Here is a 25,124-nt window from a genome sequence, read left to right as displayed (position 1 = left end):
TACCTTATTTTGCAAGGAAAAAAGCCAGTAAATCTTTTTGTACCTGAGCTGTATTTTCCTGAACGAGCCAATGTCCTGAACCTGCAATTTGTGATTCGGTTACATTTTCGGCTACTAATTTGGAATGATCTTTAAGGAAAGCCGCCGCAAAATATTCACCGCCCATCGCCAGTAATGGCATTTTAAGTTTCGTTTTTGCAAAAACCAGATTGTCTTTTCCATCTTGTGGAAAAGCTCCAAACCATTTAAAAGTTGATTTTGCACCATCTTTAACCGCATAGGCTCTCACAAATTCAGCAGTTTCTTCGGCTGTAAAAGGATCTTTAACATGTCCTACCATTGGCCAGAAATTGATCAAAAATTCTTTCTCTTTGCCTTTTACGATATCTCCTGAAGCCGGCCATGCAAAAAATCCGAACCACCATGCTGATGCCGAAACTTTAGACCAAACCGGTTCAATACCCGGAAGCAGCGCATCCATCAAAGCTAATTTTTTAACTTCACTGCCATATTGCGCAGCATAAGCGTAGGCTACCATAAGTCCGATATCGTGTCCGGCAAGATTAACGGAATTGTATCCTAATTTTTTCACCAGTTCATGAATATCAGTAGCCATTGTTTTTTTATCATAACCGGTTTCCGGTTTGTCTGATTCACCAACTCCTCTAAGATCCGGTGCGATCACCGTAAAATGTTTGGAAAGTTCCGGAAGCAGACGGTTCCACATGTACCAGTTTTGACCAAAACCGTGTACCAGTACAAGAGGTTCTCCTTTACCGCCAATTACATAATGAATATTTACGCCATTTACCAATGCGGTGGCATGTTTGAAATTCGATGGCGGATCTGCAGGTGCAACTTGAGCCGTGTCGGCTGCTGCTGCAGTTTTTGTTTCTGTCGCAGGATTTTCTTCTGTTTTTTTATTACAAGAAATTAAAGTCAATAGTAAAAATCCAAAGGTGAAAAACTGGGCTGCTCTGTTTTTGAAGTTTAAAAAGGCGGTGTTTACTAAATTTGTTTTCATAATTAAAATTTTAATTGGTTACTAAATAATTGGTTATTATAATTTTATGCGGGCAGATTTAAGATCCAGTCTTGTATAAAGACAGCAATTCCCTGCCAGCCGGGCTGATTTAAAACAAAATGATTTCTTTCGGGAAAAACCCTGAAATCGGTAATAGAATTTTTGTCTGTGTATTTTTTGTAATTAGCATAATTCAGGGATTCCGGAATAGTGTGATCCTTTGATCCTGCAATTAGCAGCAAGGGTTTATGCGGAGCGCGAAAATCTACTTTTGCAGCTGAAGTGATCGTATCACGAACGATTAATTTAGATTCCGGAACAACGGAGTCACAATACGCTTTGTCCTGCCATTCTTCAGGCATTCCGTTAGTAAATGCGTACTGCCACTGGCTGAAGCTCATTAAAAAAGTTTTTTTTGCTGAAGTAAAAAAACCAAGCGGTCCCCAGCCTGCTTTTAAAAAAGAAAATTTAAAAGTCATAATTCCCTGTGGAGGAACTGAATGAATGGCAATTGCGGCTGATGCCAGATTACGCTGTAAAAGTATCTGTGCTATAAGCCCGCCGATAGAGTGGCCAATTATAATAGGTTTTTGAGGAAGGCTTCCGGCAACCTCCTCAAAGTATTCGATTAATTGAGTTAACCTGAGACCTGCAATTTGAGGATCAGGATGACGATCGCGTAAAACAGCTGCAGGAGCGTCTTTATAAGGCCACGCCGGAGCCAGCGTTTTAAAGCCTTTGCTTTCAAAAAAAACTTTCCATTCCTCCCAGCATTTATTGCTTACAAATGCGCCTGTAATAAAAAGTATCGTAGTAGGGTTTTCAGTCAGCATAATACAAATTTTAATGTTATGCCAAAGTATAAACTAAAACCGAACCTTTTTATCAACTAATTGTTTTTCAGTAAGTTATATTTTTAATTGTAATTTTAAACGACTTTATTTCGTCGTACAACGAAAATAATGCAACTGAATATCGTTTTTTTGTGAGATGTGAAATATAACAGTAAAATGTAAGTAACACTATTTAGTAAATTTAAAAGTATTTCAAACCATTTTTACATTTCACATCTTACATTTTACAAATTCACAATTTAGAAATGACTTCTCTTTATGCCCAATTTCTGCATTCTTGAAGCCAGTGTTGTGGGAGGAAGCCCTAATATCTCTGATGCTCCTCCCGTTCCTCTGATTCTTCCGTTGCATTTCTCCAAAACATTTATAATATGCTCTCTTTCATTTTCCTGAATAGTTTTAAAGTACCACTCATTTGAATTGTTATTTATTTTCACTTCATCAAAAGCAGGGAGAGGGATGTGCTCAATGGTGTCTGTCTTTGCCAAAAGAATACTTCTCTCAATAAGATTCTCAAGTTCACGGATATTCCCCGGCCATTGATAGGATAAAAGACTTTTTAAAGCACTTTCCGCTATTTCCGTCACATTTTTTCCCGTTTTAGAACTATAGACAGCAATAAAATGACGGGCAAGAAGACCGATATCTTCTTTTCGTTCCCGTAAAGGCGGTAACTGAATCGGAAATACATTTAACCTGTAATACAAATCAAGTCTGAAACGACCATCAGCGACTTCCTTTTCAAGATTGCAATTGGTAGCTGCAATAATCCGGACATTTACTTTTATGGAAACATTTCCTCCAACACGTTCAATTTCTTTTTCCTGAATCGCCCTTAGCAGTTTTGCCTGCATTTCCAATGGCATATCACCGATCTCGTCCAGAAATAAGGTACCATTATCTGCTTGTTCAAATTTACCAATTCGTCTTTCTGATGCACCGGTAAAAGATCCTTTTTCATGTCCGAATAGCTCCGATTCTATAAGACTCGGAGGCAGCGCAGAACAGTTAATCTTAACAAAAGGCTGATTCTTTCTTGTTGAAAGCTCTCTGATAGTATGGGCAATACTTTCCTTTCCCGTACCGCTTTCTCCAGTAATCAAAACTGTTGTATCAGCGGGAGCCACCTGCAAAATATGATCAAATATTTTTAGCAGGGCCGGACTTTTCCCCACAATTGATTCAAAGCCTGAATTTTTTATATGCTTACTTTTATCGGGATTTTCAGAAGAAGTATGTTTATGGTCTAATTTCTTATCATGACTGATTAAATTTTCAATGGCAAAAATTAAGGGTTCCTGAAGCCTCTCGCATAGTGTTAAATGGTTTTTATTATAATTGTCTGCCTTTCTGCTGAAAAAAGATAAATATAGTCCGCCATTATTACTGAGTGATAAAGGAACGGGCAGCATGAGATTCGAATGCATATTCATTGCGGATGCTATTACCCTTTTGATAGGGGTTTTATTGCATATTTTTATAAAATCATCACCGTTATAGAATGTGGCTTCGGTCTCAACCTTACTTTTGTTCCGCAATTCAGTAATTTCAGATTCTTTTAAAGCAGTAATATTTTGCAACTCTTCAATTCCTATTCGCTGGTATTCGTGTAAGCCTGTTCTTGCGTAGCCCAAAACTCTGCTGGATAATTTATTTTCCATATAAAAAACAGCCATTACAAGATCAAAAGAAATTAAAGACTGCAATGCAGTAATAATGTTAAGAACCCTGTCGTCCCAGGTGCCGCTTTTTGTCACTATGGTTTTTAATTGTTTCTGAAACAAGAGCTCTTTTCTAATGGAAGATTCTATTCCGTGCTGCTGATGATATTCGGCAATTTCAATGGTGATTAATAAATCTTTTTCTCTAAAAGGTTTTACCAAAAAGCCGTAAGGATGGGTAAGTTTCGCTTTGCTCAGCACTTCTTCATTAGAATTAGCAGAGAGATAAATAAATGGAATATCATCTTCTTTAAGTATTTCAGCAAGATCAATACCGGTCTGCTTTCCCGAAAGAAAGATGTCCAATAATACCAATTCCGGTTTTTCCTGTGCAATATAATATTTGGCATCAGTTACTGACCTTGCCATTCCCATAACAGAATGCCCGGCTTTTTTCAGCATAAGCCGTAAATGATTGGCCTCTACAAACTGATCTTCAACAATAAGTATTTTTAGTGGTTTTGCCATTTTACAATTAAGTTAAAGAGAATTATTTTCATTGAAAATGAATTCCAAAGTTATTTTGGTTCCGTTTGAATTTGTAATTAAAAACTTTCCATCGATGTCGGCAGAAAGTCCATGCATTAACTTTATTCCTAATGAAGGGTTGTTATAAGGGTCAAAATCAGGTGGAAGCCCAATACCATTATCGCCTATAATCAATACATACTTGTTGTTTTTGACGGCTTTAAGTGAAATAGTAATAACTCCGTTTTTATGATCCGGGAAAGCATATTTAATAGCATTTGTAACTGCTTCGTTAAAAATCAGCCCAATTGGAATTGAATGTGATAAAGGCAGATTAAAACTGTCTATGTCTAAAATAATCCGGATGGTATTTCTGATTTCAAATGAATCTTTTAAATATTCAGTTAATTCGAAGATGTAAGATGGCATATCAATTATAGATAAACTCTCTGACTGATATAATTTTTGATGAATTAAAGACATAGCCTGAATCCTGTTCTGACTGTCGTTGATGGCCTGAACTGCTTCTTCATTTTTTAAAAATTCCGTTTGACTTGCCAAAAGCCCAACCACCATATGAAGGTTATTTTTTATTCTGTGATGAATTTCTCTCAGCAGCCATTCTTTTTCAACGACCAGCTTTTGCAGTGCGGTATTTTTTTTATTGATTTCATTTTGTTGTGTTTCGAGCACCTTGTTTGTTCTCTTCTTAAACATAAAACTTTTATAAAGTAATCCAAGGATTATAAGTAAAAGGAAAACAAAAATTACCATGGAATTACGTAAAAATATCTCGTTTTTCAGTTTGCTTTGCTACAACAAGGTTTTATTTTTAAGTTTGATAATATCCATGCTTTTCTTTTCTGTTTCATAAATAATGTTCAGTCTGGAGGAAATAGGATAAATATCATTTTCTTTAAGATTAGCTGCTTTATAGAAAAATATAGCTCTTTTTAGCGAATTTAGAGAGTTGTGAAAATCTGAGATTGAAAAATACAATTCGCTGATTTCTCTATAGCAGTCACCGCTTCTTTTATTGTTTCTGGATTTTTCAAATTGAGATGCGGCTTTAAAAATTGGAACTAATCTCTCTTCTATTGGTGCATTAGTACGCATTTTAGCGGACCAGACCATTACCCATGCTTCTCCCAAATCATCTGTTTGATTTGTTTTACTCAATACGTCTATGGCTTTTCTGGCGTTGACTTCTATCATTGAATTGTTATTTCGCAACTCCTGCACCATGGAAAGTTGCAGATAACATTTACCAGCATAAATATTAGAATGAAGATTCTGGCTTATCCGAAGGGCTTCCTCAGCATATTGAAATGCTTTTTCTAATGTTTTAGGGTTATTGTATGACATTTCATACCAGTCACTTAATTTCAGTAAAGTTTTTACCTTATCAACTCCCTCTAGTTCTGCCAGGGACTTTTCGTTTTTGATTACTTCTGCCTCCGTATACAAATGTGACTGGGCATTTATAACGAACGAATTACCAACCAGAAGCAGGATAACGATAAAATATTCTGTGCAGGCAGATGGTTTCATCTATTAAGTATATAGGGTTAACTCTTAATTTCAAAGTTATTGATAAATTGGAGTATAATACCAGTAAATTGCATTTTTTAAGGCCAACGATATATCGTTGTTTTTCCTTATCATTTGTTTTTTTTAAACTCTTCTTAGGAGATTATTCTTAAATGTTCGTAAGTTTCTTAAATGCTGAATTCCAGAATTTTGAAAATTTTATCGTACCCATAAATTTACCCGAATATTTAGTATAAAAATTCTTAATTTAGCTTAGCGATAAAAATCAATTTACGAAACACAACATTTTCTGAATTTAGTTTCGCTCCGATTTTAAAAAATAAAAAAGCAAAAAAAATGAAAAAAGTAACAGGTATTGGGGGCATTTTTTTCAAATGCAACGACCCTGAACAAATGAGAAATTGGTACAAAACCCATCTGGGCCTGGATACCAATGACTACGGGGCAACATTTGAATGGAAAGAAGCGACAGATTCCACCAAAAATGGCTCAACACAATGGAGTCCGTTTCCCGAGGCTACAAAATATTTTGAACCTTCTGCAAAAGACTTTATGATTAACTACAGAGTTGCAGATCTGGAAGCATTGGTGGAAGAATTAAAAAAAGAAGGCGTGACAATTGTCGACCAGATAGAAACTTATGATTACGGAAAATTTGTTCATATAATTGATATGGAAGGAAACAAAATTCAGCTTTGGGAGCCTTTCGATTAGATCCGATTGTAAAACAAGTTTTTAAACGCTATGGAAAAACATAGAATATTTACGACATCTTTTGCAAGTGTCTATCCGCACTATATCAGCAAAGCAGAGAAAAAAGGCCGCACAAAAGAAGAAGTAGACACTATAATTTACTGGCTGACAGGATATAATCAACAGGCATTGCAGCAACTAATTGACCACAAAACTGATTTCGAAACTTTTTTTGCCGAAGCGCCGGAAATGAATCAGAATACTTCAAAAATTACCGGTGTGATTTGTGGCTATCGTGTAGAACAAATCGAAGATAAACTCATGCAAAAGATCCGCTTTTTAGACAAATTGATTGATGAATTGGCAAAAGGAAAAGCCATGGAGAAAATTTTAAGACCTTAATCTTATTTAAAACCTCAACTTTAGTCTATTCAAAATGCTAAAAATAAAACGCACGGATCTGGCAGTAATAGAAGATATTATCGGAATTACTTATATATCACCAGTATCGGGTGAAGGACGTGTCTGTCTTGCAGAAGAGATAGAGGTAAGACCTGAATTTCTGGAAACTTTTAATAAAAAGCATGTTCAGGCCTATATTTTAGATCAGATTCGTTTTGAAAGAAATAATGGCCAAAAACTGATTCCCTCCGTTATAAAAATACCTTATCCAAAAGATTCCGTTTCTTTTTGGAATAGTGTTTTTAAAATTAAACCGACCGATCTAAATATTTTAACGGAGAATAGTATCACTGTATCTTTTTTTTGAAATTAAATAAAACATGAATTTCAAAAAATACTAAAGACCAATTCAAAAATGGATTTGTCTAAAGTAATCTTTTTTTTATGCCTTATAAATGGCTATTTTTCAAAAACAGGTATTTCTACTCGTTTTTTTTTTCATAATAAAAGCGATTTTTGTATTCAAATGTGGAAAACCGTAAGTATTTATCAATAAAATAACTCAAATTAGCACAATAAAAGACCGGGTGTCATAAAAAGTAAAACATTACATAAGTTGAATCGATAAAAAATCAAACTATGGAAAATCTTTGGTGTTGGCGTTGTAAAATGGAAATTCCCATGTTGAATGAAGAAGAACATTTAATTGCGTCTAAACTTTATCGCCAGGGTTTTGAAACAGGCAAATGTAATATGACAAGACAGGAGCGTTTTAAAGCGCTGCTCGACTATTACAAAGAGCTGTCCGGTTTTGAAGAAACGGAGCCTAATGCAATAATGCACCATAGAATTGAACTGTACGGCCCGCCTTGCGAAAACTGCAATAAGCCCTACAGAACTTCTAAAGCTTCTTTTTGCGCAGCTTGTGGACATAAAAGAGCTAATAATAACGGGCCAATGGATGAACTGTTGCATAAAACAGAACAAAAATGGTGGCAGAAGCTCCTGATTTTGGACAGAGACAATTAATTTACGGATCCGGTTTCATTCGAATCGACAGAAAAAAAGGTTACATTATAAATTCACATCGTACTACAATATAAAAATCTCAGTCTCAGTAACGGTTTCATTTGGGGATGAATACTGCAGCTGAAAACTGAGATTTATATTTTTAATCCTGCCGAATACTTCAAACAACTCAGACAATTTAACTGCTTCATAAACATCGATCTTAATGTAAAGACATTTTCAGAGGTTCTAAAAAATGCTTTACATTTTTTTTATAACATAAACATTCGTTAAATGAGCTAAAAAAATTGCGTTAAAATTTATTTCCCGTACTCGTTTTTATCCAAGAAAAAATACATTTGTCACATCGAGAAAAGTGATCTTATTGGCACTTTAAAAAAAACCGGTAAAATACAATTGTATGGATAATGATAAATTTATTTTCTGCCTGGAAGGTGTTCCGGACGTAGATACAATCCTAACTACCGACGTGGTTAAAAATCTGGAGGAAATAGCCATCAACTGGGGCATTGCCAGTATCTACAAAACCTGCGATACAATTGAGGGATTAGAAGAAAGTCTGAATGTATTACTTTACGAAGATCATAATTTTACGGACTATGAAATTATTTATCTGGTAATGCCCGGAGAAGCCAATAATATCTGCCTTCATGATTATTATTACAGTCTTCAGGAAATTGCGGAACTTTTTGAAGGAAAAATGAAAGGAAAGGTGATTCATTTTGCCAACAAAAAAATCCTGGATTTAACCAATGATGAAGCACAATATTTTTTAGATATTACCGGAGCACGTGCCATTTCGGGTTATGGATCCACTTATAATAAAATAGCGAGCTGCAGTACAATCGATAAGGCATTTTTTAGTTTATACCAGGACAATGACGATCTTACAGAAGTTGTAGAAGAATTATTCCAGAAACATTACAATCTTTGCCAACTACTCGATTTTAGATTGTATTATTAAAATGATGAAAATGAAAACGGCCGAAAAAGTAAAAACATATGAATTAAAGGGATTTCGGGAAAAATTTATTGGATCAGAAAACCCTCTACAACAGCTTTTCAAATCGAATTCGGATCATTTTTTTTGCCTGAAACTGGAAGAAATCATGCAGCTTCAGTATCCTGTTCCACCTTCCAAACATGTTTGCCATACCCTGCTCTTTATCACTTCAGGCATACACATTATCAACCTTGGATTTGAGGAGTATAAGACATTACCCTGTGAAATTATTGTGGTTCCGGCCGGCCAGATTTTCTCAATTGAGGATATTAACAGTAATTACCAGCGTTATATCTGTCAGGTACATCCCGATATTCTGATCAGCAAATACGGCAACCGTGAAACGCTCCATGATTTTGATTTCCTGAAAATCTGGGGCAATCCAAAAATTAGCGTTCCTGAAAAAGACTTTCCTTTTATCACCAATTTACTAAATCGTCTCGAAGCTGAATATCTGAAAACAGAAACCGTCAATTTAGACCTCATACAATCTTATCTGATGGCTTTGTTCTGTGAAATGAACATTAACGCCATTAAAACCTCTAAAAATACTGCGGCAGCTCATGTTATTTCTGCGCGGTTCAGGGAACTGATTTACGCAGGTATTAAAACAAACCATCAGGTAAACTACTATGCGGACCAGCTTAATATTACGCCAAACCATTTAAACAAATCTGTAAAATCTACTACCGGTAAGTCTGCTGCCAAATGGATTGAAGAAACCATTTTACTGGAAGCCAAATACCTGCTTTTCCAGACCACACTTTCTATAAGTGAAATTTCCATGCAGGTAGGCCATGAAGATCATTCGTACTTTAGTCGTTTTTTCAAAAAACACGAAGGTATTACACCTATTCAATATCGAAAATTGATTGATAAGTCCTGATTATTGATTACGAAATCCTATCGTACTGGTTGTTATTTATAGAAATTTGCAGGGTAAAAAAAAAGCGAATTATGATTTATGTTTTTAAAACCTCTGTTGATACAAAATCGAAATTAAACTTAGCCTCCGAATTACTTAGCGAATTACTGACCGATGCCCAATGGAACTTTGATCTTGAGGATTGCGATAACATTCTGAGAATTGACAGTGAAACCGAAATAACAGAATTATTCCTCAAAAACACGGTTTTTGACTGTATCGAATTAGAATAAAATTTACCTGCCTAGAATCATTTATCAATTTCAACCTCTATTTATGGAAGCCGCACTGCATCAAAACAAAACCTTTGACACCGTTGATTATTCAGATCAAAAACTATCCGATAATGAATTTATTAGTTGTGAATTTATCAATTGCAACTTTTCGAAAAGTGACTTCAGTTATATTGATTTTTTAGACTGTACTTTTAAAAACTGCAATCTTTCACTGGCGGTGCTTAAGAATACCGGACTGAAAAACATCAATTTTATCGGCTGTAAGTTAATGGGACTGGACTTTAGCGCCAGTAACAGTTTTTTGTTTTCAATGAATTTCCAGGATTGCATGATTGATTATTCTACTTTCATTTATAAAAAATTAAAGAAAACATATTTTACAGATTGCTCCCTTAAAGAGGTTGACTTCTCTAATACTGATTTATCGCTGGCCGTTTTTAAAAATTGTGATCTTTCGAATGCGACTTTTGTCGAATGTATTTTAGAGAAAACGGATTTCAGGTCTTCCAGGAATTATGCTTTTGACCCTTCCGGAAATAAAATCAAAAGAACAAAAGTTTCCCATAGTGCACTTGCCGGTTTGCTGGAGAAGTTTGATTTGGATATTGAATAAGTTTTCAGTCTCAGTCTCAGTCTCAGTTTACAGTCGTTACTGGAAAGTGAGACTGAAAAACTGAGCATTTAATCAATTAACGATTCAAATCCATGCCTTCATAAAATAAAAATCAGACATTTGATTGAAAATTTAACATTTTATCAATATTCTACTTAGCCGATAGATTTGATTATAAAATAAATATCGCTTACATTTGCACCCAAATTGAGAAGAACTTTTTTTTCTTCTTTAGCTTTCAACGGATTGCAAATAATAAAATATGATAGAATTAAAGAATATTACGAAGACCTTTTATAAAACAGGCCGTGAAATTAATGCATTGCAGGATGTTTCACTACATGTACCTCCAGGAAAAATTTTCGGTGTTATTGGTACTTCCGGAGCCGGAAAAAGTACTTTAATCCGCTGCATCAATTTACTTGAAAAACCAACTTCGGGCGAGGTAATCGTGGACGGAAAATCATTGCTGCTCTTAAGCAATTCCCAACTGGCACAGGAAAGAAGACAAATCGGAATGATTTTTCAGCATTTCAATCTTTTATCCTCCAGAACTGTTTTTGAGAATGTCGCGTTTTCCTTAGAATTAGCCGGTGTTTCTAAAAGCATCATTAAAGAACGTGTACAGGAACTATTAGAACTTGTCGGACTAACTGAAAAAGTCAATGATTATCCTGCCAGTCTCTCCGGTGGTCAAAAACAGCGTGTCGCTATTGCAAGAACTCTCGCTAATAATCCAAAAGTGCTTTTGTGTGACGAAGCGACCAGCGCACTGGATCCCGGAACTACAAGGTCAATTTTAAATCTGTTAAAAGACATCAACAAACGTCTTAATATCACAATACTGCTCATCACCCACCAAATGGAAGTCGTTAAGGCAATTTGTGACGAGGTTGCTGTAATAAGTAACGGAAAACTAATAGAACAGGGAACTGTAGGTGAAATATTTGCCAATCCGCAGCATGAACTGACACGCGAGTTTATCGCCTCTTCCTTACACATTGATATCCCGGATGTGTATCAGGAACGTCTAGAGTCAGCTTACAAGGAAGGCTTACATCCTCTTTTACGATTAGAACTGAACGGAAAATCAGTAAACGAGCCTATTCTGACTCAGGCTGCCATTCAGTTTGGTGTGAATGCCAACATTATTACCGCTCAGACGGCATATGCCGGCGAGACCAATTTCGGAATTCTGATCGTCGAATTGTCCGGCAACGAAACGCAGCAAAAAGAAGCAATTCAATTTTTTAAAGAAAAACACGTAAAAACAGAAATATTAGGCTATGTCTGAATCTATTATAACATTACTAGTACAAGGAACATTAGAAACAATTGTAATGACATTCCTGGCCGGATTTTTCGGTTTTTTATTAGGACTTCCATCGGGAATTTTATTATTCCTTACCCGAAAAGGCCAGATCTTGGAACATGTGGTATTCAATCGTATTCTTTCGATCATCATCAACATTTTCAGATCGATTCCCTTTATCATTTTAATTGTCTGGATGATTCCTTTTACCAGAGCTTTGGTCGGAACTTCTATTGGTGTTAGTGCTGCATTGGTACCTTTAAGCATTGGTGCCGCTCCTTTTATCGCAAGACTGGTAGAAAACAGTTTACTCAGCCTGCCTTCCGGATTGATTGAAGCAGCAAGAGCCCTGGGCGCAACACCTTTACAAATTGTATACAAAGTTCTATTGCCGGAAGCCCTTCCGTCCCTTATTAATGCCGCATCGATTACACTGATCACACTTGTAGGGTATTCTGCAATGGGTGGTGCTGTAGGTGCCGGTGGACTCGGACAAATTGGTTATCAATATGGTTATATTGGTTACGATGCAGCGATTATGAATACCGTTCTGATTTTGCTCGTTACTCTTGTATTTATCATACAATTTGCAGGCGACAGACTTTCTAAATATTTTGATCACAGATAAAACCCAGCTTTAATTTTAAAATAAAAACATGAATACAAGAAATAAATTTTCGATACTGACAGGAATTTTACTGCTAACACTTTTGCTGGCCAACTGTGGAAAAGACAAGAAAAATGACCCCAATTATATAAAGGTGGGAGTGGCAGCCGGACCTGAATTTGCAGTAGCACAGGCCGCTCAAAAAGTAGCCAAAGAAAAATACGGCTTAGAAGTGGAGTTAATTACATTCAATGATTATGTAGTTCCGAACGAAGCCTTAAATCAGGGTGATATTGATGCCAATGCTTTCCAGCACAAACCTTATCTGGATGCACAATCACAACAAAGGGGATACAAGCTGGCGATTATCGGAAAGACTTTCATTTATCCGATTGCGGCTTATTCCAGAAAAATAAAAACGCTCGCCGAATTAAAACCGGAAAGTACAATCGTAATTCCAAATGATCCTACAAACGGAGGACGTTCCCTATTACTGCTTCAAAAAAATGGCATTCTGAAACTGAGAGACAATGTTGGCCTTTTACCAAAAGTAACAGACATCACCCAAAACCCGAAGAATATAAAAATATTAGAATTAGAAGCTCCGCAAATTCCAAGAACATTAGACGATCAGAATGTAACGATAGCCATTATCAACAACACTTTCTCATCTCAGGCCGGACTTGTACCTTCCAGGGATGCTTTATTTGTGGAAGATAAAGATTCTCCTTATGTCAATTTGGTGGTTTCAAGAGAAGACAATAAAAACGACCCGAAAGTATTGAAATTCCTAAAAGCATTTCAATCTGAAGAAGTTGCCAAAGCAGCAGAAAAAGAATTTAAAGGCGGCGCAGTAAAAGGCTGGTAAAACCTTAATTCACTTTTAACCGACATCAAAAAAATGGCTGACAAAACGAATTGTCAGCCATTTTTTATGAAACCAAATTTTGAATTATCTGGAAAAGAGGATTACTTCATCCTTTTTTAAAATCAGGCCTTGGAAGAAAATTAAACAGTTTCCACCGTCTGTAAATCCGGAGCCGTACTTCTTCTTTGAATCAGGACAAGAGTAATAATCATCCCTACAATCGACATTCCAACCCCGATAAGATTCGGAGAAGCATAACTATATCCTGCGATAAGCGGCAAACCGCCAAGAAAAGCACCTAATGCATTTCCGATATTAAAGCTTCCCTGCAATGAAGCTGAAGCAATCATCTCTGCACCCTTTGCAGTACGAATCATAAGCATTTGAATAGGCGCAATAACAGAGAATGAAATCGCTCCTGTTAAAAACGTAAAGACCAAAGAAGCATATTGATTGTACGAGAAAAAGTAAACCAAAACCAAATCGATCGACATGACAAACAACAAAGCCAAGGTAGTCGGTGCAGGAGAAAATTATCCGCCAGTTTACCGCCTAAAAAATTCCCTACCACCATTCCGAAACCGGCCAGGATTAAAATATACGAAACATCTTCGGGAGAAAATTTAGAAACATTAATCAACAGCGGCGCGATATAACTGATCCAGGCAAACAATCCGCCAAAACCAATTGATGTGATTCCGATAATGAGCCACGCATCCATTTTCTGGAAAAATTTTAATTGCGTTCTCATATTTACCTTTTGGTTGTTTTCCAGATTGGGCATCCATAAATAGATAAACAAAAAGGTAAGCAAGCCAACAATGGCAATCAATATGAAGGTATAACGCCAGATAAAATGGTGCCCGATATAAGTTCCAATCGGTACACCAATCAGATTAGCCAGTGTTAAACCTGAGAACATGATAGCGATCGCCTGCGCTTCTTTTCCTTTGTCCGCCAAACGGCTAGCAACAACCGCTCCCACTCCAAAGAAAGCGCCGTGTGGCAGTCCGGAGAGAAACCTCGAAGCGAATAAAAAATTATAGTTGGGAGCAATGATCGACAGCGCATTAAAAACCGTTAACATCAAAGCTAAAATTAAAAGCATTTTTTTCGGAGCAAAATTTCTGCCCAGAATTACTAACAGGGGTGCTCCTATGACAACTCCAAGTGCGTAGGCCGAAATTAAATATCCGGCAACGGGAATCGTAACTTTCATATCTGAAGCAATATCAGGCAACAGGCCCATCATAACAAATTCGGTAATCCCGATCGTTAAACCACCCAATGACAGCGCAATAAGACTTTTTTTCATTTTTTTTTTACAAGAAAGGAATAGATTTTCTATGATGCAAATTTAAGCCCCTTCTACAAAAAAATAGTTGTACATTTACGACATAAACTTGTATATTTAAGCTATGACTAAATTAAATCAATTTGAAACGCTTTTAATAGATGAATTTGAAGACGAGAAATTTCATCTTCCTATGCATACCCATACCTATTATGAAATCATCTATATAAAAAAAGGAAACGGAATTCATCATTTAAATAATAATCTCTTACCTTATAAAACAGGTGATTTATTTGTGATTTCGCCAGATGACGAGCATTATTTTGACATAAAGAAAAGCACGCGTTTTTTTTATATCAAGTTTACCGACAATTATTTCAATTCCAAACAAAACCTGACCTGTGATGAATTTTTAGTTCATACACCCGAAAGTTTCATGCGGGATAAAACACTAAAAGAAACTGTTTTAAAATTGGATGATCCGTGTAAAACGATTTTAAGAAATACAATTGAAAACATTTCTGCCTACAATTGCAAAACCGATATTTCGAATTCGCCCATTGTATTTTACCAGATCCTGTCCATTTTTGGATTAATAAAAGAAACGATGCGCGGCCTGAATCTGGTCGTAAAAGGAAATTCTATTGACAATGAGCAGATTACTTCTTACATCCATCAGAATATTTATCAGCCGAAACTGGTTCAGATTAAAGTAATTGCCGATCATTTTAATATTGCCCAGACTTATTTCAGTGCCTATTTCAAAAGGACTTTTGCAATTAGTTACCGCGATTACATTCATAATCTGAGAACAACCCTGATCGAAAAACGTTTTCAGAACAATCAATTGCCCGTCAAACAAATTGCGTACGAATTCGGTTTTACCGATGAAAGCCATTTGTCCAATTATTTCAAGAAAAGAAAGAATATGAAACCTACTGATTTTAAAAGACTTTAGTTATTGAAATCTTAAAAGAGCGCAGACCTGAATAATTTTTATCTAAATTTGTATCACCAAACCATTTTCGTTGACAAAAAAAGCCTTCATATTATTTGTATTCCTGGCCATTGGTTTCTTTCTGACTCCGATTTCGGGTTATGCATGTGAAAATCATACAGGCAAAAGCGCTCACAAAAAAGAAATTAGCGCTAACGAAAAAGAAAAAGACTGCTGTACAAAAGATTGTTGCAGGAAAACTGCCTCTCCCAAAAAAGAGAAGCATGACTGTGACGGAAAATGCAACCATACGAATTGTACAACCTCTTCTTTACAGTTTAGCATTCCGGCTTTAAATGACTTTGAACTTCCGAATATTCTTTTCAATTTTTCAATAGAAAAACCTGTTTCCTATCACAATGAAGCCCGAATTTCTGATGGTTTCACTTCTATCTGGCTACCTCCTAAAATATAATAATTGTAGCTGTGACAGCCCTAAATGGGTTTTGACAGCACCGCTTATCCTAAAATTTTACGCAAAGACAGCAGGTTTATTGCTTATTTTTCTTTGCTATTTTAAGGAAGACTACCAGAAAACAAAAAAAATTAATCGAAAGGAAAACTTAAAATCTTTTTCCAAAACATATAAAAAATGAAAAACGCAATAACAGCTGTTTTGTCAGCAATTACAATAATACTATCCGTAAACACCATTTCAGCAAAAGAAATAAAATCTCCAATCACAACAGAAGAAGTTCAGGACTCTAAACTGAAACCTGTTTTTGATGAGTATTTTGCGATGAAAGACGCCCTGATCAAAAGTGACGCAAAAACCACTTCAGCAAAATCTAAAGACCTTTTAACTGCCATTGCTGCCGTAAAAATGGATCAGTTAAAAACCGCAGAGCACAACGTCTGGATGAAAGTCATGAAAAAAATGACTGCTGATGCCAAAGCAATTGCATCGAATCAGGAGCTTAAAAAACAAAGAGAAACTTTTAAATCCTTATCTAAAAGCACTTACGAACTGATCAAAGCTTCCAATCCTGCAGAAACGGTTTACTACCAATATTGTCCTATGGCAGATGCCAATTGGTTAAGCAAAGAAAAAGCAGTTAAAAATCCGTATTACGGTTCTTCAATGCTGACTTGTGGAAATGTGGTAGAAACGATCAAATAAATTATGACGCTCTATATCAAAAACATGGTATGCAGCAGATGTAAAATGGTAGTGAAGTCTGAGTTTGAGAAACTCGGACTTCACACTATTTCTGTTGAACTGGGTGAAGTTGAATTGCAGGAGGAAATCACAGAAAATCAAAAAAGAGATTTACTTCAAAGCCTGCATTCTTTGGGTTTTGACCTGCTTGATGACAAAAAAAGCAAAACAATCGAGAAAATAAAAAACCTGATTATCGATTTGGTTCATCATAAAAACAATGAACTGAAAATCAATTTGTCTGATTATTTGTCTGAAAACCTTCATCAGGATTATAACACGCTGAGCAATTTATTTTCGGAAACAGAAAATACTACTATCGAAAAATATTTCATTAGTCAGAAAATAGAAAAGGTAAAAGAATTATTGATTTATAATGAACTTTCGTTAAGCGAAATTGCCGACATCCTAAACTATAGTAATGTGGCACATCTGAGCAATCAGTTCAAAAAAATCACCGGTTTTACACCCACTTATTTTAAGCAGCTGAAAGACAAAAAACGTATTCAGATCGAGAATTTGTAATTTTTTTTTTACCGCAAAGAACGCAAAGCTTTGTGAACGTTGCATTTTTATAAAACACGACAGATACAAAACCTTGCGACCCTTGCGGTTATTATTATTTTGTAAATATTACAAATCATTCACAAAATTATACAACACGAAGCCAATCCTGCTTCGGAAATTTGCATTGTACTATTTAAAGATAAAACAATGACACATACCTATCAGATTACCGGAATGACCTGCACCAGCTGTACCGACAAAGTAAAAAAAGCACTGCAATCGGCAGAGCATGTAACCGCGGTTGAAGTTTTCAAAGAAAAAAACAGTGCCACTGTGACCATGAGCAAACATGTTGGTCTGAATGAATTGCAGCATCTTCTGGACAGTAAATATCAAATTTCAGCGATCCACCATAATGAAATGGCAGAAGAAACAAAATCCTGGCTGGAAACCTACAAACCAATTCTACTGATCTTCTTTTATATCAGTCTGATTACCGGCCTGATTCAGCTTATCAATTCTCATTTTGATTTTATGCAGGCAATGCGTCATTTCATGGCGGGATTCTTTTTGGTTTTTTCATTTTTTAAAATGCTGAACTTAAAAGGTTTTGCCGAGAGCTATAAAATGTACGATGTGCTGGCGAAAAAAATCCCGGTCTGGGGTTATGTATATGCTTTTCTCGAACTGGGTTTAGGAATTTCGTATGTAATCAATTTTAATCCGCTGCTGACCAATGCCCTTACCTTTATCGTTATGAGTATTAGCATCGTTGGTGTCCTGCAATCTGTATTGAACAAAAAGAAAATTCAATGTGCCTGTTTAGGAGACGTTTTTAATTTACCAATGAGCACCGTGACCATTATAGAAGATGGTTTAATGATCATCATGAGTTTAATAATGCTGATAACAATGCTATAATATGGATTATAAAAAAATATTTTTCTCATCACTATTTCTCCTTTTTAGCATACAAATCATGCTTTCACAAAAGGTGGTGCGTTATGACTTATACGTACGGGATACAATTGTCAATTTTTCAGGCAAGGAAAAACAGGCTTTTGCAGTAAACGGACAAATTCCAATGCCAACCCTTACTTTTACGGAAGGAGATATTGCGGAAATTTATGTGCATAACGAATTAAAAGAAAGCACTTCGCTGCATTGGCACGGTTTATTTTTACCCAACAAAGAAGACGGTGTTCCGTATCTGACCCAAATGCCGATTGCGCCCAACACCACTCATAAATACAGTTTTCCAATTATTCAAAACGGAACGTATTGGTACCACAGCCATTCCGGTCTTCAGGAGCAAGTGGGTTTGTACGGACTTTTCATTATCAATAAAAAGAAAGACGATCCGACTTTCAGAAAAGGCATTGATGATTTACCAACCGTTCCTGTTATTTTGAGCGAATGGACCGACTTAAAACCCGAAAACGTGCAACGAATGCTGCACAATGCCAACGATTGGTTTGCGATAAAAAAAGGAACCACCCAAAGTTATGCCGAAGCCCTGAAACAAGGTCATTTTTCAACCAAAGTAACCAACGAATGGAAACGAATGAATGCCATGGATGTGAGCGATGTGTATTATGAGAAGTTTCTAATCAATGGAAAAAATCAGGAGCAGCTTTCACAGTTTAAACCCGGAGCAAAAGTCAGGCTCAGAATTGCAAACGGCGGTGCTTCCAGTTATTTCTGGCTGACTTACGGAGGCGGAAAAATAACAGTTGTAGCCAGTGACGGGAACGATGTTGAACCTGTAGCAGTAGATCGCCTTATTATTGCGGTTTCTGAAACGTATGATATTATTGTTACCATTGCGGAAGATAAAAAATCCTTTGCTTTTTTGGCTACAGCCGAAGACAGAACGGGATCAGCATCTTTATTTCTGGGAGACAGAGTTCAACAGCCTGTTGTTTCTCTTTCGAAACTAAAATATTTCGAAGGAATGAAAATGATGAACGGCATGATGAAAATGAACGGCGAAATGAATGACATGGGCATGAAAATGTCCCTGAATAAAATGGATATGAATGCCGTAATGTATCCTGAAATTTCAGGCGAAGATGAAAATTCAAAACCTGTGAACCACGCAGCACACACAGAAAGCATGCAAATGGGTAATGACAGCACTGAAACTCCTGAAATTGTTACTCTGAATTACGGAATGCTGAAATCACCCACCAAAACGAATCTCCCAAAAGACGCTCCCGTTAAGGAATTGCGTTTTGAATTGTCCGGAAATATGAATCGCTATGTGTGGAGTCTGGACAATAAAGTGATTTCTGAAACCGATAAAATCTTAATCAAAAAAGGAGAAAATGTACGCATTGTATTGTACAACGGATCGATGATGCGACACCCCATGCATTTGCACGGACACGATTTCAGAATCCTGAACGAGCAGGGCGATTATGCTCCGCTAAAAAATGTAATTGACATTATGCCGATGGAAACCGATACCATCGAATTTCAGGCCAATGCAGATGGGGACTGGTTTTTTCACTGTCATATTTTATACCACATGATGGCAGGAATGGGACGTATTTTCAGTTATGAAAATTCAGCACCGAATCCGCTGATTCATGATCCGAAAATGGCTTACAAAATGCTAAAAATGGACGACAGAATGTTTCATTTTATGGCAGAAAATGATTTTGCTACAAACGGAAATGACGGTGAAGCGATGTTCAGCAGCACCCGCTGGAGTATTGGAACGGAATGGAGACTGGGCTACAATGATAGTCACGGTTACGAAACCGAAACCCACATTGGGCGTTACATTGGAAAAAATCAATGGCTGATGCTTTTTATCGGTTTTGACTGGCGTTACAGAAAAATGGGAATGGACGAACAGGAACAAAATCTTTTCGGCCAGTCTAATACCAAAGACAATCGTTCTGTTTTTAGCGCGGGTCTTGAATATACGTTACCAATGCTTATAAAAGCTCAGGTAGAGGTCTATACCGATGGAAATATACGTTTTCAACTGGAACGAAAAGACATTCCGCTTTCAAAACGTTTACGCATGAACTTAATGTGGAATACCGATAAAGAATATAGGACCGGAATTAAATATATCGTGGCAAGAAACTTCGGAATTACAACGCATTATGACAGCGATATGGGAGTTGGTTTTGGAGTCAATCTGAATTATTAGCCGTTAGATTTTAAACTGTTCTTATTGTATTTAAACAAAAAAAACATCCATTCCTACTAACTACGAACGGATGTTTTTTATTTAAATGAATGCGATTAAAGCTTAATTACAATTTTACCCACTGTTCTTCCGGTCTCTAATTGCAAATGTGCTTTGTCCATTTCATCAAATGAAAATATTTGTGACACATGCGATTTGATACTTCCTTTTTGCATTAAATCAGCAACAGCTTTCATATCAGCACCGGAAGATTCAACCAGAATAGCAAATAAATCGACATTCTTGTTTTTGGCTTTTTCTGCATATTCCGGAGCAATTGCACCTAAAATATAAATGATTTTTCCGCCTGGTTTTACCACATCGACCGAACGATTGTTGATGGCATCTGAAATTGAATTTAAAACCAAATCCACATCAGAAACTTCCTTTTCAAAATCTGTTTTGGTATAATCAATATGCTGATCGGCTCCGTTTTGCAAAACAAACTCTTTATTTTTCTCAGAGGAAGTTCCGATTACATGCGCTTTAAAGTGTCTGGCAATTTGTGTGGCATAATGCCCTACTCCGCCCGATGCACCATGAATTAAAACTTTATCCCCTTCTTTTATTTTTCCGTTCGTAACCAGAGCCTGCCAGGCTGTAAGCAAAGCAAGTGTTCCCGCTGCCGCTTCTTCATGCGAAATATTTTCTGGTTTTAAAGCCAAATGCGAAGCCGGAACCGCAACATATTCTGCGTAAGCTTTTCCTTTTCCGGGAAAGTTTACCATTCCGAATACTTCATCGTTTAGTTTAAAATCCGTAACCTCTTTCCCGGTTTCCACTATGGTCCCGGACAAATCCCAGCCTAAAATAACCGGACGTTCGTCTTCAAAAAAACGTTTGATCCCACCTTCAGAAGACCTTGTTTTGTAATCAACCGGATTGATACTCAAGGCACTTTACTAAAACCTCATCAGCGTTAATTTCCGGTTTCGGAATATCTACATATTTAAAGTTGGATGCAGGTCCTGCTTCATTCAATATAATTGCTTTCATCATAATTTATTTTAAAATTAAAGTACAAAAGTATAATATCAGTATCTTTGCCACAAGTATGCACTTTTTTGTACCCTACACACCAAAAGTATACTATTATTGATTATCAAGGATTTAAAAATTAAAAAAATGGCGAAAAATAATTATACAGACGGTTGTACAGATGTAGTTTGCTCCGTTGACTACGCTTTTAAGAGAATTGGCGGTAAATACAAAGGAAGGATTTTATGGAATTTGAGTAATAAAAATATACTACGTTATGGCGAATTACGAAAAACTCTTGTAGATGTAACGCCCAAAATGCTGACCCAGACTTTAAGAGAACTCGAAGAGGATGAATTGGTCTCCAGAAAAGTGTACCATGAAGTGCCGCCAAAAGTAGAATATTCTTTAACCGACATTGGCATGGAACTGATTCCGTTTATCAATCATTTGAAAGAATGGGGAGATAAGCAGCGCTTGAAAGAGAAGGTTTTGTCTTCACTAAAAACAAGCTAATGATTCCTATTTATCGAAATGAATTTATAAAAGTATAACTATCTTTCAGGAACTGGCATTACTTTTGAAATGAGCAAAACCAACAAAAACTCTTTAAATTCATGTACGGAATCAATCCTTTTTTATTACTTGTTTTACCTCTGATTTTTCAAATTATCTTTGGAAGAAACTTTAAGCCTGAAACTATAAAATTATCTTTTTTTAAAGTCAGCGTAATTAGCTTTCTTTCACAAACAGTATTCTCCTATTTGGCTTTTCAAATCGTTTCACACAATCTCAGAATTAATTCAAATGGACAAATCCGTTGCGGAATGCCTTTGTTAGGATTAATTTTTGTCGAATTTATTTTTATAATAATTTTAGTAATAACCATATTCATTCAATATTTTATTAAGAGAAATTACAATCGTAATACTAAGTAATACTGATTTTTTTACACCTTAAATAAAACAAAAGCCTAGCAAATGAAAAATAAAATTAAGTTTCTGGTCCTGCTTACCATCCTTTCCGCAAAACTTATTGGCCAGAATACGACCATTCTTCCCAAAAAAACAGATCCGAATAAAATTCCAAAAGAGATAAAATACACCGGTAATGTCAAAAACGCAGTATCCTGGAATGACAAACTTGGAGAGAATATTGTTTTGTTGACTGAAACAGGGGAATTCACGACTAAAAACTCTGATAGTGAAGATTCCCGTGATGCCGCATTATATGCTTACCATTATATTGTATCCGGAAAAAATGCAGCGCTGAACTGGAAAATCTATGATTTTATTCATGACTGTCCAGTAGAAATAGAAGCGAACTTTGTAAAAAACACTTTCAGCATTACTGATCTGAACAAAGACGGAATAGCTGAAATTTGGGTCATGTACACCACTGTTTGTCACGGAGATGTTAGTCCTTCGACTATGAAAATAATTATGCACGAGAACAATGAAAAATTTTCAATGCGTGGGGAAAATAAGGTGAAGGTAGAGGAGAAGCGTTACTTAGGCGGAAAATATACTTTTGACAAAGCTTTTAACGAAGGCCCTGCAGCATTTAGGGAGTATGCGAAAAAACTGTGGCAAAAGCATGTTAATAAGGTTTGGCAATAATGGGTTGTTTATTTACAAAAACATTAACAACTTAATTATTCTTACAAATCCCAATTCGCGTTATATTTGATGCATCAAAATTGAATCATCAACACCAAAAAACAAAAAAATGACAAAAGTAATTACCTTTCTGACTGTGGCTTTATTTTCAATTGGCATAGTGGCGCAGGAAACTAAACCAGCAGCAAAAAAAGAAAAAGCTAAAAAAGAGTCTTGCTGCACAAAAACAGATGCAGTAAAAAAAGACAAAAAAACGTGTTGCGTTAAAAAATAAGATGGCATTTATTCCATAAAAAAAGACCTCAAATAGTTGAGGTCTTTTTTATGCGTATTTTTTTTTGCCACGAATTTCACGAATTTTCACAAATTCAAAATGCTGATCCATTTTGTAAAAAATAATTAGTGGAAATTCGTGAAATTCGTGGCAAAAAAAACTATTTAATACGAACGCTCCATTCAAAATCCATTTCTGAAACCTGAATTCCTTTTTCATCTGTTCCAATCGATTTCATCCAGAAGGTTTGTCCCTCGCCTGTTGCAATTGTCTTTTCAATGGCTTCGGCAATTAAATGCCCATCATTACAAACAAATGTAATTCTGCCTGTTGCTTTTTTAGTAAAGTTTCCTTTATTATTGGCCACCAGCATGGAAATTTTTTTTCCGCTTTCCTGGATTTGAGAAATAACCAAAGCTCCCGTTGTTAATTCGGCGGCCATTGCCTGAACAGCGAAATACATCGAATTAAAAGGATTCTGGTTGATCCAACGGTGTTTTACACTTACGATACAACTGTCCTTATCGATCGCTTTTACACGAACGCCACAAATATACGCCGATGGTAATTTGAATAATACAAATTTGTTGAGTTTGGAAACTGAAACTGCCATGTGATTTATTTTTTATGTAAAAATACAAAAAAACTATGCACGCACAATAAATTGTTTTTACTTTCCTAAAAGGGCAATAAAACAAGGCATTGACACTGATTTTTAGTCTTTTTTATTTCCCAATTAAATTTTAAATTTGTTAAAAATTTGTTAATATTTGGTACTATGCAAAACAAGATACTGTCTTTTAACCATATATTTGCATAAGAAAATACTATATACTTTTAATCATGGAAACAACAACACCACTCATCATGGAAACAACATCAGAAAAGAACACTGCAACATTCACACATTTAAGTACATTAAGCCAGTACATCATTCCTTTTGGAAATTATATTTTTCCAATTTTAATCTGGACGAGTTACAAAGACAAATCAGAATTTGCAAATCACCACGGAAAACAGACCTTGAATTTTCAATTAAGTCTATTGCTTTATACTTTGGTTCTGTCTTTAATTGCGATTCCGATTTTTATAATCGTATTTCTTCAAAACCTGCCAATGGAAGCTGTTTTTAATGACGAAGATTTCGTAATCAGAAATTTTAATTTTGAGGGAAACATTGGATTAATCAGTATTGGGGCAACGGCCGTTTTACTTTTCGGATTATTAAAAGTAGTTGAATTCTTTTTAGTGATTTACGCTTCTATAAAAACATCAAACGGAGAATATTACAAGTATCCTATGACGATTCCTTTTATAAAGTAATTTCAAAAGATTAAAAGTTATACGATATACGAACTCATTCCAAAAGAATAAATTCGAAATCAATCATCAATCAATCATCATCAATCAAAAAACGAATTGTTCAATCTAAAAAAAACAAAATGAAATTATGAACATTGAAAACACAAAAGCACAGATGCGCAAAGGTGTTCTTGAGTTTTGTATCTTATCCGTACTAAAAGAAAAAGATGCATACACATCAGAAATATTAGACACTTTAAAAAACGCCAAATTACTAGTGGTTGAGGGAACAGTTTACCCTCTGTTAACCAGGCTGAAAAACGACGGTTTGCTCAATTATCGCTGGGAAGAATCAACTTCAGGACCACCACGGAAATATTATGGGTTAACCGAAATAGGACAAACATTTTTAAACGAACTTAGCGGAACCTGGACAGAATTGTCTGATGCCGTAAAACTAATCACCAATCAAAATCAATAATC

The 25,124-nt window shown here is 35.8% G+C and carries 30 protein-coding genes and 1 pseudogene; 22 read left to right on the top strand and 9 right to left on the bottom strand.

Translation table 11 applies throughout. The features are described from left to right. Positions 1–4 precede the first annotated feature (4 nt). The 5 genes from EV142_RS14265 to EV142_RS14245 form a co-directional block, all read right to left on the bottom strand. Positions 5–1,024: an alpha/beta fold hydrolase gene (locus EV142_RS14265; protein ID WP_132036531.1), complete on the bottom strand. Its 1,020-nt coding sequence runs from the start codon at positions 1,022–1,024 to the stop codon at positions 5–7. Between the two features lie 44 nt (positions 1,025–1,068). Beyond that, positions 1,069–1,857, bottom strand: coding sequence for an alpha/beta hydrolase (locus tag EV142_RS14260; RefSeq protein WP_132036530.1), 789 nt, complete (start codon positions 1,855–1,857; stop codon positions 1,069–1,071). A gap of 260 nt (positions 1,858–2,117) precedes the next feature. After that, positions 2,118–4,067 carry a sigma 54-interacting response regulator gene (locus EV142_RS14255; RefSeq protein ID WP_132036529.1) on the bottom strand — a complete coding sequence of 650 codons (1,950 nt, stop codon included), beginning with the start codon at positions 4,065–4,067 and terminating at the stop codon, positions 2,118–2,120. A gap of 12 nt (positions 4,068–4,079) precedes the next feature. Beyond that, positions 4,080–4,784, bottom strand: a complete 705-nt coding sequence (locus tag EV142_RS14250) for a sensor histidine kinase (RefSeq protein ID WP_158286331.1) — start codon at positions 4,782–4,784, stop codon at positions 4,080–4,082. A 96-nt stretch (positions 4,785–4,880) separates the two neighbouring features. Next, a complete protein-coding gene (locus EV142_RS14245) occupies positions 4,881–5,618 on the bottom strand; it encodes a hypothetical protein (RefSeq protein WP_132036527.1) in 738 nt (245 codons plus the stop codon). Positions 5,619–5,954: 336 nt separating this feature from the next. On the opposite strand from EV142_RS14245, the gene EV142_RS14240 reads away from it, so the two are divergent. The 11 genes from EV142_RS14240 (at position 5,955) to metQ (ending at position 13,306) form a co-directional block, all read left to right on the top strand. Beyond that, positions 5,955–6,332, top strand: coding sequence for a VOC family protein (locus EV142_RS14240; RefSeq protein ID WP_132036526.1), 378 nt, complete (start codon positions 5,955–5,957; stop codon positions 6,330–6,332). A gap of 30 nt (positions 6,333–6,362) precedes the next feature. Beyond that, on the top strand, positions 6,363–6,713 hold the full coding sequence (locus tag EV142_RS14235) for a DUF2200 domain-containing protein (RefSeq protein WP_132036525.1): 351 nt from the start codon (positions 6,363–6,365) through the stop codon (positions 6,711–6,713). A gap of 34 nt (positions 6,714–6,747) precedes the next feature. Continuing rightward, entirely contained in the window at positions 6,748–7,080 is a 333-nt protein-coding gene (locus EV142_RS14230; protein WP_132036524.1) for a hypothetical protein, read from the top strand. 272 nt (positions 7,081–7,352) lie between these two features. After that, complete coding sequence (locus EV142_RS14225) at positions 7,353–7,742, top strand: hypothetical protein (RefSeq protein WP_202978503.1); 390 nt, start codon at positions 7,353–7,355, stop codon at positions 7,740–7,742. A 400-nt stretch (positions 7,743–8,142) separates the two neighbouring features. Next, complete coding sequence (locus EV142_RS14220; protein ID WP_132036523.1) at positions 8,143–8,706, top strand: DUF6642 family protein; 564 nt, start codon at positions 8,143–8,145, stop codon at positions 8,704–8,706. A 10-nt stretch (positions 8,707–8,716) separates the two neighbouring features. Beyond that, positions 8,717–9,631, top strand: a complete 915-nt coding sequence (locus EV142_RS14215; RefSeq protein ID WP_238698725.1) for a helix-turn-helix domain-containing protein — start codon at positions 8,717–8,719, stop codon at positions 9,629–9,631. Between the two features lie 71 nt (positions 9,632–9,702). After that, complete coding sequence (locus EV142_RS14210; protein ID WP_132036521.1) at positions 9,703–9,903, top strand: hypothetical protein; 201 nt, start codon at positions 9,703–9,705, stop codon at positions 9,901–9,903. A 43-nt stretch (positions 9,904–9,946) separates the two neighbouring features. Continuing rightward, the gene (locus EV142_RS14205; protein WP_132036520.1) at positions 9,947–10,519 is read left to right on the top strand and encodes a pentapeptide repeat-containing protein; all 573 of its coding nucleotides are present in this window, start codon (positions 9,947–9,949) and stop codon (positions 10,517–10,519) included. A gap of 262 nt (positions 10,520–10,781) precedes the next feature. Then, positions 10,782–11,813 carry a methionine ABC transporter ATP-binding protein MetN gene (gene metN / locus EV142_RS14200; RefSeq protein ID WP_132036519.1) on the top strand — a complete coding sequence of 344 codons (1,032 nt, stop codon included), beginning with the start codon at positions 10,782–10,784 and terminating at the stop codon, positions 11,811–11,813. Next, positions 11,806–12,459: a methionine ABC transporter permease MetI gene (gene metI, locus EV142_RS14195; RefSeq protein WP_132036518.1), complete on the top strand. Its 654-nt coding sequence runs from the start codon at positions 11,806–11,808 to the stop codon at positions 12,457–12,459. Before metN ends, metI begins: the two co-directional genes overlap by 8 nt. A gap of 28 nt (positions 12,460–12,487) precedes the next feature. Continuing rightward, positions 12,488–13,306 (top strand): methionine ABC transporter substrate-binding lipoprotein MetQ, encoded by an 819-nt coding sequence (gene metQ, locus EV142_RS14190; protein WP_132036517.1) that lies wholly within the window; start codon positions 12,488–12,490, stop codon positions 13,304–13,306. A gap of 140 nt (positions 13,307–13,446) precedes the next feature. Here metQ and EV142_RS24700 read toward each other — a convergent pair whose 3' ends face one another. Further along, positions 13,447–13,683 carry a hypothetical protein gene (locus tag EV142_RS24700; protein ID WP_396184591.1) on the bottom strand — a complete coding sequence of 79 codons (237 nt, stop codon included), beginning with the start codon at positions 13,681–13,683 and terminating at the stop codon, positions 13,447–13,449. Between the two features lie 44 nt (positions 13,684–13,727). Next, a complete protein-coding gene (locus EV142_RS14185) occupies positions 13,728–14,621 on the bottom strand; it encodes an MFS transporter (RefSeq protein ID WP_371311639.1) in 894 nt (297 codons plus the stop codon). Positions 14,622–14,724: 103 nt separating this feature from the next. Between EV142_RS14185 and EV142_RS14180 the strand changes: the two genes are divergently transcribed. From EV142_RS14180 to EV142_RS14155, 6 genes are all read left to right on the top strand, one after another. Further along, positions 14,725–15,558, top strand: coding sequence for an AraC family transcriptional regulator (locus tag EV142_RS14180; RefSeq protein ID WP_132036516.1), 834 nt, complete (start codon positions 14,725–14,727; stop codon positions 15,556–15,558). A gap of 70 nt (positions 15,559–15,628) precedes the next feature. Then, positions 15,629–16,012: a hypothetical protein gene (locus tag EV142_RS14175; protein ID WP_132036515.1), complete on the top strand. Its 384-nt coding sequence runs from the start codon at positions 15,629–15,631 to the stop codon at positions 16,010–16,012. A 177-nt stretch (positions 16,013–16,189) separates the two neighbouring features. Beyond that, positions 16,190–16,717 (top strand): DUF3347 domain-containing protein, encoded by a 528-nt coding sequence (locus tag EV142_RS14170; protein WP_132036514.1) that lies wholly within the window; start codon positions 16,190–16,192, stop codon positions 16,715–16,717. 3 nt (positions 16,718–16,720) lie between these two features. Then, positions 16,721–17,281, top strand: coding sequence for a helix-turn-helix domain-containing protein (locus EV142_RS14165; protein WP_132036513.1), 561 nt, complete (start codon positions 16,721–16,723; stop codon positions 17,279–17,281). Between the two features lie 189 nt (positions 17,282–17,470). Beyond that, entirely contained in the window at positions 17,471–18,184 is a 714-nt protein-coding gene (locus tag EV142_RS14160) for a heavy-metal-associated domain-containing protein (RefSeq protein WP_132036512.1), read from the top strand. Between the two features lie 58 nt (positions 18,185–18,242). After that, positions 18,243–20,429 carry a multicopper oxidase family protein gene (locus tag EV142_RS14155; RefSeq protein WP_132036511.1) on the top strand — a complete coding sequence of 729 codons (2,187 nt, stop codon included), beginning with the start codon at positions 18,243–18,245 and terminating at the stop codon, positions 20,427–20,429. A gap of 95 nt (positions 20,430–20,524) precedes the next feature. Here EV142_RS14155 and EV142_RS14150 read toward each other — a convergent pair. Next, positions 20,525–21,464: pseudogene (locus EV142_RS14150) on the bottom strand (NADP-dependent oxidoreductase). Between the two features lie 129 nt (positions 21,465–21,593). On the opposite strand from EV142_RS14150, the gene EV142_RS14145 reads away from it, so the two are divergent. The 3 genes from EV142_RS14145 to EV142_RS24155 all read left to right on the top strand — a co-directional run bounded on the left by EV142_RS14145 (position 21,594) and on the right by EV142_RS24155 (position 23,339). Further along, entirely contained in the window at positions 21,594–21,962 is a 369-nt protein-coding gene (locus tag EV142_RS14145) for a winged helix-turn-helix transcriptional regulator (protein WP_132036510.1), read from the top strand. Between the two features lie 464 nt (positions 21,963–22,426). Next, complete coding sequence (locus EV142_RS14140) at positions 22,427–23,065, top strand: M949_RS01915 family surface polysaccharide biosynthesis protein (RefSeq protein WP_132036509.1); 639 nt, start codon at positions 22,427–22,429, stop codon at positions 23,063–23,065. 109 nt (positions 23,066–23,174) lie between these two features. Further along, entirely contained in the window at positions 23,175–23,339 is a 165-nt protein-coding gene (locus EV142_RS24155; RefSeq protein ID WP_164502532.1) for a hypothetical protein, read from the top strand. A 160-nt stretch (positions 23,340–23,499) separates the two neighbouring features. Here the strand turns inward: EV142_RS24155 and EV142_RS14135 are convergent, their stop codons facing one another. Further along, positions 23,500–23,952 (bottom strand): DUF4442 domain-containing protein, encoded by a 453-nt coding sequence (locus EV142_RS14135; RefSeq protein WP_132036508.1) that lies wholly within the window; start codon positions 23,950–23,952, stop codon positions 23,500–23,502. A 230-nt stretch (positions 23,953–24,182) separates the two neighbouring features. Between EV142_RS14135 and EV142_RS14130 the strand changes: the two genes are divergently transcribed. Both EV142_RS14130 and EV142_RS14125 read left to right on the top strand, forming a co-directional pair. Next, entirely contained in the window at positions 24,183–24,662 is a 480-nt protein-coding gene (locus tag EV142_RS14130; protein WP_238698724.1) for a DUF4870 domain-containing protein, read from the top strand. A gap of 127 nt (positions 24,663–24,789) precedes the next feature. Continuing rightward, a complete protein-coding gene (locus EV142_RS14125) occupies positions 24,790–25,122 on the top strand; it encodes a PadR family transcriptional regulator (protein ID WP_017498072.1) in 333 nt (110 codons plus the stop codon). Positions 25,123–25,124 lie beyond the last annotated feature (2 nt).

It is taken from the genome of Flavobacterium circumlabens, from assembly GCF_004345565.1.
Classification (GTDB): Bacteria; Bacteroidota; Bacteroidia; order Flavobacteriales; family Flavobacteriaceae; genus Flavobacterium; species Flavobacterium circumlabens.
This window is presented reverse-complemented; position numbering and strand designations above follow the sequence as displayed.

Excerpts from the sequence above, each read along its gene's own strand:
- EV142_RS14265 (WP_132036531.1), bottom strand. The coding sequence starts at position 1,024 with ATGAAAACAAATTTAGTAAACACCGCCTTTTTAAACTTCAAAAACAGA.
- EV142_RS14260 (WP_132036530.1), bottom strand. The coding sequence starts at position 1,857 with ATGCTGACTGAAAACCCTACTACGATACTTTTTATTACAGGCGCATTT.
- EV142_RS14255 (WP_132036529.1), bottom strand. The coding sequence starts at position 4,067 with ATGGCAAAACCACTAAAAATACTTATTGTTGAAGATCAGTTTGTAGAG.
- EV142_RS14250 (WP_158286331.1), bottom strand. The coding sequence starts at position 4,784 with ATGTTTAAGAAGAGAACAAACAAGGTGCTCGAAACACAACAAAATGAA.
- EV142_RS14245 (WP_132036527.1), bottom strand. The coding sequence starts at position 5,618 with ATGAAACCATCTGCCTGCACAGAATATTTTATCGTTATCCTGCTTCTG.
- EV142_RS14240 (WP_132036526.1), top strand. The coding sequence starts at position 5,955 with ATGAAAAAAGTAACAGGTATTGGGGGCATTTTTTTCAAATGCAACGAC.
- EV142_RS14235 (WP_132036525.1), top strand. The coding sequence starts at position 6,363 with ATGGAAAAACATAGAATATTTACGACATCTTTTGCAAGTGTCTATCCG.
- EV142_RS14230 (WP_132036524.1), top strand. The coding sequence starts at position 6,748 with ATGCTAAAAATAAAACGCACGGATCTGGCAGTAATAGAAGATATTATC.
- EV142_RS14225 (WP_202978503.1), top strand. The coding sequence starts at position 7,353 with ATGGAAAATCTTTGGTGTTGGCGTTGTAAAATGGAAATTCCCATGTTG.
- EV142_RS14220 (WP_132036523.1), top strand. The coding sequence starts at position 8,143 with ATGGATAATGATAAATTTATTTTCTGCCTGGAAGGTGTTCCGGACGTA.
- EV142_RS14215 (WP_238698725.1), top strand. The coding sequence starts at position 8,717 with ATGAAAACGGCCGAAAAAGTAAAAACATATGAATTAAAGGGATTTCGG.
- EV142_RS14210 (WP_132036521.1), top strand. The coding sequence starts at position 9,703 with ATGATTTATGTTTTTAAAACCTCTGTTGATACAAAATCGAAATTAAAC.
- EV142_RS14205 (WP_132036520.1), top strand. The coding sequence starts at position 9,947 with ATGGAAGCCGCACTGCATCAAAACAAAACCTTTGACACCGTTGATTAT.
- metN (WP_132036519.1), top strand. The coding sequence starts at position 10,782 with ATGATAGAATTAAAGAATATTACGAAGACCTTTTATAAAACAGGCCGT.
- metI (WP_132036518.1), top strand. The coding sequence starts at position 11,806 with ATGTCTGAATCTATTATAACATTACTAGTACAAGGAACATTAGAAACA.
- metQ (WP_132036517.1), top strand. The coding sequence starts at position 12,488 with ATGAATACAAGAAATAAATTTTCGATACTGACAGGAATTTTACTGCTA.
- EV142_RS24700 (WP_396184591.1), bottom strand. The coding sequence starts at position 13,683 with ATGATTCGTACTGCAAAGGGTGCAGAGATGATTGCTTCAGCTTCATTG.
- EV142_RS14185 (WP_371311639.1), bottom strand. The coding sequence starts at position 14,621 with ATGAAAAAAAGTCTTATTGCGCTGTCATTGGGTGGTTTAACGATCGGG.
- EV142_RS14180 (WP_132036516.1), top strand. The coding sequence starts at position 14,725 with ATGACTAAATTAAATCAATTTGAAACGCTTTTAATAGATGAATTTGAA.
- EV142_RS14170 (WP_132036514.1), top strand. The coding sequence starts at position 16,190 with ATGAAAAACGCAATAACAGCTGTTTTGTCAGCAATTACAATAATACTA.
- EV142_RS14165 (WP_132036513.1), top strand. The coding sequence starts at position 16,721 with ATGACGCTCTATATCAAAAACATGGTATGCAGCAGATGTAAAATGGTA.
- EV142_RS14160 (WP_132036512.1), top strand. The coding sequence starts at position 17,471 with ATGACACATACCTATCAGATTACCGGAATGACCTGCACCAGCTGTACC.
- EV142_RS14155 (WP_132036511.1), top strand. The coding sequence starts at position 18,243 with ATGCTTTCACAAAAGGTGGTGCGTTATGACTTATACGTACGGGATACA.
- EV142_RS14145 (WP_132036510.1), top strand. The coding sequence starts at position 21,594 with ATGGCGAAAAATAATTATACAGACGGTTGTACAGATGTAGTTTGCTCC.
- EV142_RS14140 (WP_132036509.1), top strand. The coding sequence starts at position 22,427 with ATGAAAAATAAAATTAAGTTTCTGGTCCTGCTTACCATCCTTTCCGCA.
- EV142_RS24155 (WP_164502532.1), top strand. The coding sequence starts at position 23,175 with ATGACAAAAGTAATTACCTTTCTGACTGTGGCTTTATTTTCAATTGGC.
- EV142_RS14135 (WP_132036508.1), bottom strand. The coding sequence starts at position 23,952 with ATGGCAGTTTCAGTTTCCAAACTCAACAAATTTGTATTATTCAAATTA.
- EV142_RS14130 (WP_238698724.1), top strand. The coding sequence starts at position 24,183 with ATGGAAACAACAACACCACTCATCATGGAAACAACATCAGAAAAGAAC.
- EV142_RS14125 (WP_017498072.1), top strand. The coding sequence starts at position 24,790 with ATGAACATTGAAAACACAAAAGCACAGATGCGCAAAGGTGTTCTTGAG.